This window comes from Okeania sp. SIO2C9, from assembly GCF_010672455.1.
Taxonomy (GTDB): domain Bacteria; phylum Cyanobacteriota; class Cyanobacteriia; order Cyanobacteriales; family Microcoleaceae; genus Okeania.
The window spans coordinates 85,614-100,580 of the sequence record NZ_JAAHGO010000022.1 but is presented as its reverse complement, the minus strand read 5'-3'; the positions used below and the strand labels follow the sequence as shown (position 1 = coordinate 100,580).

General features: G+C 34.2%; 11 protein-coding genes and 3 pseudogenes. 2 read left to right on the top strand and 12 right to left on the bottom strand.

Translation table 11 applies throughout. The features are described from left to right. Positions 1-34: 34 nt before the first annotated feature. From F6K23_RS41920 to F6K23_RS41915, 3 genes and pseudogenes are all read right to left on the bottom strand, one after another. A complete protein-coding gene (locus tag F6K23_RS41920; protein WP_367267748.1) occupies positions 35-199 on the bottom strand; it encodes a hypothetical protein in 165 nt (54 codons plus the stop codon). A gap of 254 nt (positions 200-453) precedes the next feature. Further along, positions 454-972 carry a hypothetical protein gene (locus F6K23_RS18830; RefSeq protein ID WP_293158643.1) on the bottom strand — a complete coding sequence of 173 codons (519 nt, stop codon included), beginning with the start codon at positions 970-972 and terminating at the stop codon, positions 454-456. A gap of 45 nt (positions 973-1,017) precedes the next feature. Beyond that, positions 1,018-1,218, bottom strand: a pseudogene (locus F6K23_RS41915) (heparinase II/III family protein); the annotation flags it as partial. 79 nt (positions 1,219-1,297) lie between these two features. Here F6K23_RS41915 and F6K23_RS18825 point away from each other — a divergent pair. Together F6K23_RS18825 and F6K23_RS18820 are read left to right on the top strand one after the other, a co-directional pair. After that, a complete protein-coding gene (locus F6K23_RS18825; RefSeq protein WP_293158701.1) occupies positions 1,298-1,501 on the top strand; it encodes a transposase in 204 nt (67 codons plus the stop codon). Between the two features lie 271 nt (positions 1,502-1,772). Continuing rightward, positions 1,773-2,009, top strand: a pseudogene (locus F6K23_RS18820) (zinc ribbon domain-containing protein); the annotation flags it as partial. Positions 2,010-2,051: 42 nt separating this feature from the next. Here F6K23_RS18820 and F6K23_RS18815 read toward each other — a convergent pair. The 9 genes and pseudogenes from F6K23_RS18815 to F6K23_RS41910 all read right to left on the bottom strand — a co-directional run. Next, complete coding sequence (locus tag F6K23_RS18815; RefSeq protein WP_293158641.1) at positions 2,052-2,270, bottom strand: hypothetical protein; 219 nt, start codon at positions 2,268-2,270, stop codon at positions 2,052-2,054. 151 nt (positions 2,271-2,421) lie between these two features. After that, positions 2,422-2,721, bottom strand: a complete 300-nt coding sequence (locus F6K23_RS18810; protein WP_293158639.1) for a hypothetical protein — start codon at positions 2,719-2,721, stop codon at positions 2,422-2,424. A 607-nt stretch (positions 2,722-3,328) separates the two neighbouring features. Beyond that, positions 3,329-9,754: a tetratricopeptide repeat protein gene (locus F6K23_RS18805; protein ID WP_293158637.1), complete on the bottom strand. Its 6,426-nt coding sequence runs from the start codon at positions 9,752-9,754 to the stop codon at positions 3,329-3,331. A gap of 382 nt (positions 9,755-10,136) precedes the next feature. Further along, positions 10,137-10,946, bottom strand: a complete 810-nt coding sequence (locus F6K23_RS18800) for a hypothetical protein (RefSeq protein ID WP_293158635.1) — start codon at positions 10,944-10,946, stop codon at positions 10,137-10,139. Between the two features lie 33 nt (positions 10,947-10,979). Then, positions 10,980-12,527 (bottom strand): tetratricopeptide repeat protein, encoded by a 1,548-nt coding sequence (locus F6K23_RS18795; RefSeq protein ID WP_293158633.1) that lies wholly within the window; start codon positions 12,525-12,527, stop codon positions 10,980-10,982. A 33-nt stretch (positions 12,528-12,560) separates the two neighbouring features. Next, positions 12,561-13,397 carry a lipopolysaccharide assembly protein LapB gene (locus F6K23_RS18790; RefSeq protein ID WP_293158631.1) on the bottom strand — a complete coding sequence of 279 codons (837 nt, stop codon included), beginning with the start codon at positions 13,395-13,397 and terminating at the stop codon, positions 12,561-12,563. Positions 13,398-13,459: 62 nt separating this feature from the next. Continuing rightward, positions 13,460-13,750 (bottom strand): hypothetical protein, encoded by a 291-nt coding sequence (locus tag F6K23_RS18785; protein ID WP_293158629.1) that lies wholly within the window; start codon positions 13,748-13,750, stop codon positions 13,460-13,462. Between the two features lie 273 nt (positions 13,751-14,023). Next, entirely contained in the window at positions 14,024-14,185 is a 162-nt protein-coding gene (locus F6K23_RS18780; protein ID WP_293158627.1) for a hypothetical protein, read from the bottom strand. A 108-nt stretch (positions 14,186-14,293) separates the two neighbouring features. Continuing rightward, positions 14,294-14,488: pseudogene (locus F6K23_RS41910) on the bottom strand (tetratricopeptide repeat protein); the annotation flags it as partial. Between the last annotated feature and the right edge of the window lie 479 nt (positions 14,489-14,967).

The following is a 14,967-nucleotide window of genomic DNA, read 5'->3' as shown; positions in this document are numbered from 1 at the left end:
TTTATCCAGTAATAAATATATCATCCTTTCTACTTTAATCCATGATACATCGGGAGAACGGTTTGAACCATTGGGAAGTTTGAAACAGGTTGAGGAGTCGAATAACTATTCCTAGTTTTGTTTGACGATTCCATATTACAAAATCAGCAATAACAGAAGCATTATAATATTTTCCTGTTTCTCCTCCATTAGGTGGCATTATTGTTATTTTCCTCTGATGTTACGTTCAAATTTAATTTCGGGATTATCTCGGGATAGTTGATAGAATTGGTCGTCGGTACGTTTGAGGATATTGTTAAAGTTGATGGTTATAGCTGTCATGGTTTTGGCATTATAAATAAATTTTTATTATTGCAATTATTAGGTTTATTTACTTGACTTGGGAGGCGATCCAGTTCGTTGAAATTTAAACCATTTATCTTTTAAAGTAGTTTCCTTTCTTCTATATAATTTTCATTCTAGATTATCTGACCATTCTGGCGATAAAATATCCAGTACAATTCTACTATTATCAATATTTACATTACTTTTCAGACTCAGATTTTCTAATTTTTTTTCTGATGTAAACACAGCTAAAAAATTAGGATTTATGGCTCTGATGCTAAATCGCAATAAATTATGATTTGCAAAGTCATGGTGATGTTTTGATTGAAATTGTTCGATTTTAAGCTCTAGTTTTTCTTGGTTAAAAAATTGCAAAATAAATGAGCAAGTATTTCCTGTTTCTACCAGCTTTAGTCTAAATTGATTGTGATTAACTTTTTCTACACTGAAGCTGTTAGGGATATGCAATAAATACTCATATAAATGATTTTTTTTATCTGAAAAATAAGATGGATCAATATCATCAAATGTCACTACATAAGGAAAAGGTTTTCTCACAAAACATAAATGTCTAATGGCAAAATTAGCAGGATTATAATTCTGTAAATTATATGATTCAGTTGCATCTCCTAGAATATAATCAAACACTTCAGAATAATCATATTTTATTATTTTCCCTGATACACCATTTCCTCTTCCTGAAAATCTTTGACCTTTACCATCAATTAAAACTAAGTTATGACCGAGGGAGGATGATGGAGAATTTTCCCTTATATCATTAGCAGCACCAGAGTCAATAATTAGAGGTTGACCTTCAAATATTAATGTAAAAGAATTGTTATCTGATTGGTCGTGAATACCTTCAATATATTTACCACAATTAAAACTAACAATTGTTGCTTCTGATCCGAATTTCTATAGAAAAGCACAATCTAATTTAGCTAGAAAGCAAAGTAAAGCAGCTAGAAAATAAATTGGGTCTCATAACTGGCAAAAAGCACAGAATAAAATAGCTAGATTGCATCAACATATTGCTAGACAAAGAGAATATTTTAATTATAAAACTGCTCATAAGTTAGTTAAAGAGTATGATTTAATTGCTGTAGAAGACCTGAATATTAAAGGTTTAGCTAGAAACACAAAATTCTCAAAATCAATTTATGATGTAGGTAAATAATTAACAATGAATAATGAATAATGAATAATGAATGATATCAAATACGTTTGCTTCGGAGTAGTATAATTCTGTTGATCGTCATACAATCGGTAAGGGTAAATGGCAATTCGCCCCTACAATATAGACTCTTATCTTTAAAGATTAGATAACACCGATGCTACCGGATTTGATATGATTCTTTAATTATTAATTATTAATTATTAATTATTAATTATTTAAGGTGTTCATGTAAGTAGCGGCGAATGGCCATTCGCCCCTACACCCTCATAATACATCACAAAATTGTAGTAATTGTGGTCAAAAAGTACCATTAGCTTTGTCAGTTAGAACTCATTCTTGTCCTAAATGTAAAACAGTTTTAGATAGAGATGAGAATGCAGCAATTAGCATATTAAATAAAGCGTTAAACGAGGTGGGTATCATCTTGTCTGCTTGTGGAGGCTTAGGCATTAGTCAGCCTGTGAGACAAGAAACTTCTGAAACTTGGGTTCAATTATCTTTGTTTTAGAAGCTCCCGTTATAATCTCCGATTTAACGGGAGAGAACTTCACTATGAATCATTCCAGTTATTTAGACACTTTCCACGGGGTAATGATTCATACAAATACCATTCAGCTAAACGGTCTAATTTATCACTATATTTATCATCTAAAAATTCTCCATTAACTTTAATATTTTTCTGGCGACAAATGCGAAGTAAAATTCTTAATATTTTAGAAAAAAATCCACAATACCAAAGACCTTCCCTAGTCATTCCTTGGTCGTTCATTAATGGATAATGGATAATGGATAATTACCTCTGGTTAAAACCGTTACGGAATTGAATATAAGGAAATATCCTAGCACTTTTTTTCCCTTTGAAAGGGTCGGCAGAATAAGCTGAATTATTTAATTAATAATTATTAATTATTAATTATTAATTATTCGGTTATACCATCAATAAAAAAGTCTTCCACGCGACTCATTGCTACATTTAGCCATTCTTGCGCTTCGGGTAGATAATTAAGCAGACTAATAGTAGCGATCGCTAAACCGGAAAAAGCGATTATTCGATGATTCCAAGCATTAAGTTGTTTTTCTTTTCTACCCCAAAGTTTACTGTGAGATTCTTGCCAAGTTTCTCTGGTTTTTTTCTCGATAAATTCTACTAGACAAAGATGTTCTTCTACAGTAAATAATTCGGGAGCTATATCTCTAAACAAGATAATTGCAGTTAACACAAAAGCTCTGTGAATTTCCTCACTAAACAAGTTAGGATACCTAGAATAATTTTGGCTAATTTTATTGACTATATTTTTGGCTAATTTACCGAATAATTAAGGTTTAAAACCTCTCCTTTAAAGGATAAACAATAAAAAATTTTCCCTACCAAGTCAATCCTCTTCTTTTCAAGGAGATGTAATTATTAATTATTAATTATTAATTATTAATTATTAATTATTAATTATTAATTGTGGAACAGCTTCTTTATCTTCTGCCAACTTATAGGCTAAACATAATTCCATCAAAACATTATAAATAACAAATAAGCTGGCAGATTCAGGTGTTTGTAAAATAGCTTTGGAGCCTAATTTTTTCGCATAATTACCAAAAAATTGTGGTATAAAGCCTCCCCCTTTAAGGGAGTCAAAAGAAAAAATTTCCTTTGAGTCAATCCTATCCGTTTTAAAGGAGAGGTAATTCTAAATTCTTAATTCTAAATTCTTAATTCTTAAAAGTTGGCATTTATTTGGGCAAGAATATTTTTGCATGGATAGACATCAGTGAGTTTTTTTAAGGTTGTTATTTCTGTTTCACTAATCAGCAGAAATTCTAGATTTCTGTTTCTTATTTTATGAACTTCCCCAACATTTTTTCCTGATTCAACTTCTCAATAGTTCCTAATATTTCTCTGACTCTTTTCTCAAAAGTATGATTCTCTCGGATATATTTTGCTAACTCTAATTTTTCTTCAATATTCTGACTTTTTTGCTGCAAACAATTTTCTACTACTTTTGGCAAATCTTCCTGAGAGTTATAAGTAGAAATTTTATCTCCAAATACTTTTTCTAAACCTGAAATTTTGTCAGAAATAATTGTTGCTCCACAAGCAGCAGCATCGAATAAGCGATTGGAAATAAATCCTTTTTTTCGCATGGTATCCCAATGGTCGTTTAATAGTACGCCACATTTACTGTAATAACGTCGTAAAATTTCATTGGGAATATATTCTCCTTTTAAATAACCACTGGGCAATAAATTTTCCCAGTTTGTACCATAAACATCTATTTTTAAACCTGCTTCTACAGCATCTTTTACTATCTGGCGATAAACTTTGCGAGAGTTGCCGACAAATAATATTTCTCCTACTTCTTCATAACCTTCTTTGTCTGGATAAAACAAATTTTGGTCAGTACATTGGAGCAAAGTTTGTACCGGAACTTTTATCTGTTTTTGCAACTCTTCAGCGTAGGAATAGGATGCCACAAATATATGGTCATATTCTTCATATTCTGCCAACTCAACTTTATCTGGATGACTAATATTCCAAATCAAATTAATATGATAAGACTTTGGTTGATAACGACTCAAACCACGAATCACAATTGCCACATCATCTCCAAAACTTTTGGGAGTTTCCCACTCTGGCAAAATATCAATTCTGACGGAATGACCTAATATTTCAAACTGTCGTTTCATTGCTAAAGCATAATGATAATCTCCCCATTCTTGCACCTGTTTCCAGTCAGGAACTCCAATTTTTATGCTGATACGGAAACTATTACTCATTTTTTCCCGTAAGGCAGTAAATACTGTTTGGGCGCGATGTTTGTAAGTGTGTTTTTCCTCAACTATTTTCTGTAATTCTGCCACTTTTGTTAATCTTAGTTCCTCATTTGTTAGGTACTCCCGTAATAAATTTTCCAGAGATTCGCGGGAATTATAAGTAGGCAATACACCATCAAAAGATTCTTGATTTCCTAATTCTCCATTTGTCACAACTAACGCCCCAGAAATAATGGCATCAAAAACTCGTGAATTTGTGGAACCCCATTGTTTTGTCACTGAATTTGCATCATCAATTACTATTTTTGTCGAAGCATAAACTTTGGGCATATCTGTATAAGGCAAGAGTCCGCGATTATATTTTTTAAACTTTTCAAATTTTTCCCAGTTATATCCATACAAGGCAAATTGAAAAGGTAAATTATCTGGCTCTAAAAAACTCATAATATCTCGCGGATATTTCCAGAAGCTCCCAGTAAAGCAATAGTCAGATTGATATTTATTCTCTAGTTCAGAATTGACTTTTTCCTGTTGTTCTGAAATTTCTACTTCCGAATTATTCTCTAGTTCACTTTTATCTGCTTCTGGAGTTTTATTATCTAGTTCACTTTTAACTTTTGACTTTTGACTTTTGACTTCTAAATTGACTTCTTCTTCACTTTTAACTTTTGACTTTTGACCTTTGATTTTTTCTCCACTCCTGACTCCTGACTCCTGACTCCTGACTCCTTCTTTTGAATTATTCTCTACTTGACTTTTATCTGCTTCTGGAATTTTATTACCTAGTTCAGAAGGAATTTTTTCTGACTCTTCTAAAACTCCTACTTCCGAATTTTTCTCTAGTTCACTTTTGCCTACTTCTGGAATTTTATTGCCTAGTTCAGAAGGAATTTTTCCTGAGTCTTCTGAAACTCCTACTTCCGAATTTTTCTCTAGTTCACTTTTGCCTACTTCTGGAATTTTATTGCCTAGTTCAGAAGGAATTTTTCCTGAGTCTTCTGAAACTCCTACTTCCGAATTTTTCTCTACTTCACTTTTAACTTTTGACTTTTGACTTTTGACTTCCCTTTCACTTCTGACTTCTTCTTCACTTTTGACTTTTGACTTTTGACTTCTGACTTCTTCTTCACTCCTGACTCCTGACTCCTGACTCCTGACTCCTTCTTTAAATCGTTCATCATTAGTTGCTATTCTAACTACTGTTGTAGACTTAGATAATTTTTGCTGAATATAATCGGCAGATTTTTGAGAAGAACACCAAAAACAATCATAATCTCCTGCCGCTTTTTGAGATGCCCAAATCTCAAACCAATTTCTTGCCCAAGCAACTTTTACTAAACTTGGTTTAGCATTTTCTATTCTTTCTAAATCATAGTCATGGCGCATGACTACAATTACATCTAAGCGGGTCATGTCATACCATTCTTCTCCTTCAGAAAGATAATAAACATCCCACCCAAATTGTTTAACTAATTGTTCTCCTAATTCTACTGCTGTAAAATAATCTCCTGCTGAAGCTGCCATATTTGCCTCAGTTACAGCAAAACCAATTGTTAAGGGATGACCAGTCCAATAAATTCCTTTTTCAAAATAATCTTGTAAATGTTTCCTACGGAGATAATAAGCAAATCTTTGTTCTATTATCGGGCGATTTTTCAAAATTTTCTGGATAAATTCTTTGCCTTTGTTAAATCGAGAAAAACCACGATTATGAAAAGCAGTCAAATGATTGGCACTGATAATTTCTTTCCCTAATTTTTGCCGGATAGTCAAACATAAATCTACATCCTCATAACCGTAGAAATAATCTTCGTTGAAACCTCCCACTTTCTGAAAATCTTCCCGCCGACACATCATTAATGCTCCAGTTACAACGGGTACTTTCCAAGGAGCTGATTGTACTTTTAATAATTGGGGAGCATACCGAACTTCAAAAGGATAAAACGGTTCATTTTGACTGTGGAAATATATCTGCACTCCTAAATGTTGAGTAGGTGGAAAAGCTAAAGACTTGTCACTAACAATATCTAATAATTTTACTCCTACCATTCCTAGATTTTCATCTTGTTGAATCAACTCAACCATTTGAGGAATTATGTCTTGGCAGAGGGTAATATCATTATTCATAAATAACAGTAAAGGAGCTCTTGTTTCATCTACTCCCACATTATTTGAATTGGAAAAAGAATAATTTTCTCCCCTAGCAATAATTGTAATTGGTAACTTTTCGGACCACTCCATACAGACATCAATACTATTATCTGTTGAACCGTGGTCAACTACTACTAATTCCAAATTTTCATAGCTGTTATAAAGTTCAAAGGAGGCAAATAATTCACTTAATAGTTTCGCTCCATTCAAACTCAAAATAATTACTGCTACTCCGGGTTTTTCCCCCCGAACTTTTGCCGGAAGTATCTGACTTATAACTTCTTCTTCAATTCTTAATTCTGACTCCTGACTCCTGACTCCTTCTCCATTTTTGACTTCTTTACTTCTGACTTCTTCTAGCTCTTCACTCCCGACTCCTTCACTTTTGACTTTTGACTTTTGACTTTTGAATTCTTCTTTACTTCTAACTTCTTCTAACTCTTGACTCCCGACTCCTTCTTCACTTTTGAATTTTGACTTTTGACTTTTGAATTCTGAATTTACTTCTTCACTTTTGACTTTTGACTTTTGACTTTTGAATTCTAAGTTGACTTTTGACTTTTGACTTTTGAATTCTTCACTCCCGACTCCTTCTCCATTTTTGACTTCTTTACTTATGACTTCTTCTAACTCTTCACTCCCGACTTCTTCTTCACTTTTGAATTTTGAATTTTGACTTTTAAATTCTTCACTCCCGACTCCTTTTTCACTTTTGAATTTTGAATTTTGACTTTTGAATTCTTCACTCCCGACTCCTTCTCCATTTTTGACTTCTTTACTTCTGACTTCTTCTAACTCTTCACTCCCGACTTCTTCTTCACTTTTGAATTTTGAATTTTGACTTTTAAATTCTTCACTCCCGACTCCTTCTCCATTTTTGAATTTTGAATTTTGACTCCTTCTTTCTTCACTCCTGACTCCTGAGGACTGACTCCTGACTCCTTCTTTCTTCACTCCTGACTCCTGAGGACTGACTCCTGACTTCTTAAGATAGATAAGTTTATTAATTTCTCCCTGACCAAAACTCAGATTAACTTCATGCTTTTTCCCCTTCGGTCCGACCACTAATGATTTAGGAGAATTTTTAAGTTGTTGACCTGTTTCCGTTATCTTGACACTAACTTCAACTAACCCATTACTATGTAAAGAAGGAGGAATTTTCTGAGCAAAAGCATGATATCCGTGAGTATCAAAAGCCTCCGCTAAATCTTGACGATATTTATTCGCTACTAAAGTTCCGATTAAATTATTACCCACAAAAATATCAAGAAATACAACTTTGTCAGGGTCTTTTTTATGTCTCGCCCAACCAGAAACATAATCGATAGTCGCATAATCAAGACAACCTTCAAACTCAGTTTCTCCTAACAAACTCAGACTACCAAACTCCCCTGTTTCGATAATATTTTGTACCGAAGAAACTTCCTCCAACTTTGTCTTCGCCTTAGAAAAATGAGGGTCTATTTCCAAAGCACGACGATAACAAATAATCGCTTCACTTAATGGATTTTTTTTCGTCTTAGCCTCACCTAACTGAAAATGAAATTTTGCCGAATTAGGTCTTAATTCCACAGCTTTCTCATAAGCAACTACCGCCTCATCCCATCTCCCCAATATTGACATAACTTCCCCAATATGGTACTTTACGTCAGCAGATTTAGGGTTAAGTTGACTAGCTTTCCTATAAGCAGCGATCGCTTCATCCCATTTTTCTAGTTGGACTAAACTCTCTCCCAAAACATGATAAACCGCTGCCGAATTTGGATTAATTTCTGCTGCCCGACCATAACAGACCACCGCCTCATCCCACCGTTTAAGTCTACTCAAAGTATGACCTAACTGATGATGAACTTCCGCCGTATTAATACCTAATTCAATAGCTTGACGATAACTGACAATAGCATCATCAAATTTTTGTTGCTGCACCAAAGCTAAAGCCAGACTATGATGAACTTCCGGCAACTTGGGGTTAAATTCCAGGGCGCGACGATAATTAACAATAGCCTCATCCCACTGTTTTTGTGCAGCATAAACTTCCCCTAAATAACCATACACCTCAGCCAAATTAGGATTAAGTTTAATGGCCTTTTCAAAAGAAGCGATCGCCTCATCCCACTGTTTAATATTACTCAGAGCTTTGCCCAAGTCTCCGTAAGCTTCAGCCAAATTAGGATTAAGTTCCACAGCTTGGCGGAGAACTACTACTGCCCAATCATTTTGCTTTAGTTGAATCAAAGCCTCGCCTAACTGATGATGAATATCGGGAGAATTAGGTTGAAGTTCTGAAGCTTTGCGATAAGCTACTACAGCTTCCTCCCATTTTTGCTGTTGAGAGAGAGCATACCCTAAGTAATGATGAACTTCTGGAGAGTTGGGCTGGAGTTCTGTAACTTTGCGGTAAGCTATTGTCGCTTCATCCCATTTTTGCTGTTGAGCCAGAGCATAACCAAGATGGTGATAAACTTCTGGGGAGTTTGGTTGAAGTTCCGTTGCTTGACGATATGCTGAAACAGCTTCATCCCATTGTTGCTTTTGGGTCAGAGCATATCCAAATTGGTGGTAAATAGCTGCTGTAGGAGTAGTGTCTCTGTGACTGCCCAACAAATCAATAGCTCGGCGATAAGCAACAATAGCTTCATCCCACCGATGCAATTTTGCCAAGGTTTCTCCACAATAATGATAAACTGTAGCAAAATTAGGAATTATTTGGCAAGCCTTTAAATAAATTTCGGCAGCTTGATGGAGGTCTCCTAATTTTGTCAGAGCTGTTCCTAACTTTTGATATCCTTCCCAGAAACCAGGGTCAATTTCAATAGCTTTTCGATAACAGATTATCCCTTCCTCAATCTGACCTTGTTTTTCTAAAGCCACTCCTAAGTTTTGGTGAGCAATACTAGAGTCTGGTTCTAGAGATATAGCTTTCTGGAAATGGGAAATAGCCTCATAAAGTAACCCTTTCTCCACTAAAGCTGTTCCTAAACCAATGTAAAATTCTGAAAAATTAGGATTAATTTTTATGGCCTGGGAATAAGAGGCGATCGCTTCATCTAACTGACCTTGTTGTTGTTGGACATTTCCCAAGCTATGGTAAGACCAGGCGGAGTTAGGTTTAAGTTTGATCGCCTTTTGGTAGGCAATAGTTGCTTCTTTCCATTTACCTATCTTGGCTAAAGTATCTCCTAAAGTTTGGTGATAGAAAGCAAAGTTGGGGTTAATTTCGATGGCTTTGTGGTAGAGAGTCAAAGCTTTTTCTAATTGGCCTGCTTCTACAGCTTGGTTGCCTTGTTGAAAGTATTGGACTGCAGTTTGTGGAGTTATGGGAGACAAGGGTTTCATTGATTTTTTCTGCTAATGTTAAGAACTGTTTGATTTAGAGGCTATTTATTTTTGATTAATAAATTAATATTTTTGAGCCAAGCGTTTAGTAAATCACCTTCTTTTTCTGGAAAAATTTAATTTTTAATGAGAGTATCGTAGCATTTTCTGAGGTTATCTAATATTTCATTTTTTCCGGTTATCAGTTTAACCTCAGATCATAATTTTGCTATTTTTTCATTGTGGAGATAACTGGGAATCTCTTGTTCAAAATCTTGCATTAGATTATGAATATAATGCTCTTGATCAAGACCCCTTGGGTTTTGAGTCCCCATCCACTTTTTCTTCCTTCCTTCTTCAATCAAAGTTTGCTAGCAAGGACTATAATATCTTCTACTTATTTTTAGTTTTTGTCTTTAGCCATTAGTTTTTCCTTTTCAACTTTTTTGATAATCTGAAATATTTTTTGATATATAATTTGCCAATCAACTTGATAATTTCCATAAGCTCTATTCTGTAATGGTTTAATTTCTTTGCGTTTCAAAAATAAGGGAGCGATCGAATTTTCTTTCACACGCGACCAAAATTTTTGTTGATTAAGATGACCACGATCGCCATGAGCTACGCCTGGTTTATCACTTAACCATGATGTAATAACTAATCCCGAACCCACTACACAGATATAAGCATCAATTTGGTGCGCCCAAACTATACTTTCATGTAAAGGACAACCCAGGGTATTATATATTTTGACCTGCGGTTTTAGTAGTTTAACAATACTTTCTACTACTTTATTACAATCAATCCAGCCATCAAAAACTATCCCGATATTGGGAAAATCTTCACTTAATTTGTTAATGATATTTGCATATCCTTGTCCTTGTGATTTCCAACTTTTATTGTGCGTCCGAAGGTTAACCCATAACAGAGGGAAAAACTCTAGATTATTTTCTTGATTTGGTAATGCTTTTCTGAAATTTTCACTGCATTTATACCAAGCAACATTATATATTCTAGAAACATATTCTTGAGTGATGAAATGTTCTGCCACCTTCAAACATAAGCAGTTATTTTTTAACAATAACTGAAACTTTTTGATATCTGAGCAATCTCCCAGAATTAACTGTTTTTTATTTTTGAGTTCGGGAAACAATTTTGTAACTTCTAGGTGTTGATAATTTCCTACTGCCAAACAATCTATTCGGTGTAACAAAAGATTTTTGTACAAGTAATATATGCCATTAAGTTATTGCCAAAAAAAGTGTCCTAAATTTCGTCGAAAGCCAACAATTGATGTTAACAATCTTGGCTGCTGGGAATGAATATATTCTTGAACTTCGCTAAAATAAGTAACGAAATAAGCCTTCAAGCTATTATAATTACTTTGAGTTTTTTTAGTAATATAAGGATCTTTGTCTGATAATATTAGCACTATCTCAAATTTAGGAATATACAAAGATAATTTCCAGCCGCCAAAACTACCTGTTAATATGTAGAATACTTCCACACCTACGAAACGATAAATAATTGTGAGGTCTTGAAGATAAAAAGATTCATTAGTTCTAATTAGATTCCCAGCGATTGGATCTATAGCATACATATATTGAAATTCTGCTATGGTCTGGCTAAACTCTACTCCATTATTCAAACGGCGATCGGGAGTAGCTAGTTTACGATGGGGATAATGTTGTGTTCTTTTGAGAGGATGAGCTGGTAATTCTTGATTAAAATAATTGATATAAATATTTTCTAGCTGATTATTTTCTAGAGCAATAATTTGCAGATACTCTAAAGATATTCCTAATAGTTGAAGATGCTCTTGCTCTGATTCTGTGAGTTTGTTTATATCCAATATTAGGAATTCATTTTTAGCAAAATAATTTTGAATTTGATTTGCTTCTGTTTCCAAATTATCAGAATTTATATTTTCTAGCTCTAAATCGAATTCTTTGGTATTTTTTTGATTAAACCAATTCCAAATTCGATCGTAGATTGAATCTGAATAATTACGAGCTATTTTTGGCTTTGGTAATGAGGAATATTGTGGCTTAGGCCATTCCTTAAATAAACTAACTGCTTCTGGAATTAACCCTGATTCTGACAAACTAATACTTAACCAATAATACCACCATAAATTCTGTAAATCTTTCTGAAAAACTCGATGATAACAATCAATAATCTGTTGAATTTTTCCCTGTTTTACTAAATACACTCCTAACAGTTTATCTGTGGATATTTGACTATATTTGCCAGACTTTTTCTCTAGATATAAAATTTTTTCATAGCACAAAAGTGTCGCCTCCCAATCCTGTTTTTCCATCCACAACATCCCTAGTTCATAATAGTCTGAACTTTGAGGCTGAAGTTCAGTAACTTTCTGATAAGTCTCAATTGCTTGTGTTAAATTTCCAGTTTTTTTGTGGTTTTTTCCACAACGACGATAGTCTTCTATTAGACTTTGCTTTTGCTGTGACAATAGAGACTCAAGTTTGGCGAAAAATTGAGATTCTGTAGGTAAATTTTCTAGCCCTTTTTGGTAAATATCTAAAGCTTCACTAAACCTCTCTATTTCTGGCAAGATTTTTCCCCATGAATAATAAGCATCACCATGAGTTGGATTCAATTCAATTACCTTTGAGTAGCAGGCGATCGCTTCTTCTTTCTTACCTTGTTTTGATAAAACTTTAGCTAAATTATCATAAAATCCAGAATTATTTGGCTGCAATTCAATGGCACTTTTGTAGGCATCAACTGCTTCTGACCATTGCTTTTTTTCAGATAAAGCTAATCCCAAATTGTTGTAAAAAAAACCATTTTGAGAATTAAATTATATCGCCTGACGGTAAGCATTAATTACTGCATCCCAATTCTTTAGTTTCATCCAAGTCACACCTAATTTTTGGTAAGACCATAGAGAATTAGGATTGATTTCTATTGCCTGCTCAAAAGCAATAATTGCTGCAGAAAAATCACCTTTTTCTAGTAAAGTTTTCCCTAGTTTTTGGTAAGCTATCCATGTATTTGGTTGGAGCTTTACAGCTTTTTGATAATAACTAATTGCTTCATCCAAACTACCCTGACTTGCCAAAGCATCTCCTAATAAATGATAAGCTCTAAATAAATGAGGATTTAACTCAATTGCTCGGCCATAACAAACGATCGCTTCAGTTAACTTCTGATGGTCAAAAAGAGCTTTACCCAGACTTAAACATTCTAATGCTGTTACCGACTCTGGCTCTAAAGTTAATACCTGATAAGAACACTCAGCAGCTAACTGTGGCTGACCTACCACCTGCCAAACTTTTGCCAAGTTTCGGTAAAATCCAGCAATGTTTGGCTCGAGAGTGATAGCTTTTTGATAAGAGGCGATGGCTAAGTGCCACTGCTTTTGCATGGCATATAGACTGCCCATATTGGCATAGACTTCTGCCCAGTCAGGTTGAGCAGTAAGAGCTTTTGTGTACCAACTCATAGCTTCTTCTTTTTGACCCATAGCCAGACTAATATTTCCTAGTGTTTTGTATGCAGGGGCAAAGTCTGGTAATTGGACTAAGGCTTTTTGACAAGCTGCCTGGGCTAAATCTAATTTTCCTTGGGCCAAATATGTTTCTGCTTGTTGCTGGTGTTCAACTGCTGTGGTTTGTTGATTCAACTGCGAACACATATTCTTTTTCTCCGTTTCATTCTCTGTTTGCAACTAATAAATGACCTGATCAGCTGCGATTATTATAAAGTAACTCTTTCTCCGGTTTTGTCTTCAGTCATTTGTTTTTCCTGTTCAATATTTTTGATAATTCTCAATATTTTTTGATATATAATTTGCCAATCAATTTGATAATTTTTATAGACTCCTTGCTGTAATTGTTTAACTTCTTGGTGATTTAAAAACGTTGGCTCAATACCAGATTCTTTCACTTCCGACCAAAAACATTTTTGTCCTAAATGAGCGCGGTCAGCATGAGCGACACCTGGTTTATCATTTAACCAAGATGTTATTACTAACCCAGAACCTACCACTGCAATATAAGCATCAATATAATTAGCCCAAACTATACTTTCATATAGTTTAATTTTTAAATTAGTATTATAAAAATTTACCTTTGATTTAGTTTTTTCTATTATACTTTTTACACAATCACTAGCATCTGGAGTTCCATCAAAAACAATTCCTATACTTAAATGAGAAAATTAATTGCTCAATTTATCAATGATTTTGGCATAATTTTTATCCTGATCTATCCAAACCTTATTATGAATTCTCACATTTATCCAAATTAGTAAATCATTATTTTATTTGGCTTTTTTCACTTCTTCTATAAACTCTTGATAACATAGATTATATGCAGCTTGATAAATTCTACTACCGATACTTTGTTTAATGAAAGTATCTGTTATTCTTAAGGATAAAAAATTATTTTTTAGCATAAACTTAAATTTTTCTTCATCAGACATTCCTGACATAGCTATATAAGGAGAAATTTTTCATCAACATACAATAAAACTTGTGAGGTGGGTAATGGGAATAAAAAGCGATCGCTTGTTCCAAATTACCTTGATTAACTAGGACTTTCCCAAATTATGATCAGACAATGCAGAAGTTGATTTAATTTCTATGGCCTTTTGATATAATGTCGCTGCTTCTTTCCATTTCCCTACGTGAGCTAGAACATCCCCTAGATTTTCGTAATATAAGGCCAAGTTGGGGTGAGATTCAATGGCCTTTTGGTAGAGGGCGATCGCTTCGTCTGTCTTTTTTGCGTTAGAGCATGGTGAGGTTGTTGAGAAAGTATTGGGCTGTAGTTTTCGGAGTTATTAGCAACGAGTTAATCATACTTGTCTTGATTTGAAATTACTAACTAGGTAGAACATTAGGTGGCAAATTTAAGATACTATAGGTAGCTGTATTTGATTATTTTGGGCTAGCTCATATTTAATTTTGAGGGTCTTCTATAATAAATAAATGATTCTTAGGACGTAGTTCTAGTGTCAGCCACCTTAGTAATTAGGGTTTGCTGAAAAAGTCTTTTTTAAGGAGTAGGGGAGCGGGGGAGTAGGGGAGTAGGGGAATAATTTGTTTTGCCCAACTATCCGCCAGAAATGCGCTCCATGCATGAGCATCAACAGCTGAAAACCAAGGTATTACAGACCTAAAAAGCACTTACCGAATAATTAATCATTAATCATTATTAATTAAATAATTCAGCTAATTCCGTCTCCCCTTTCAAGGGGAAAAT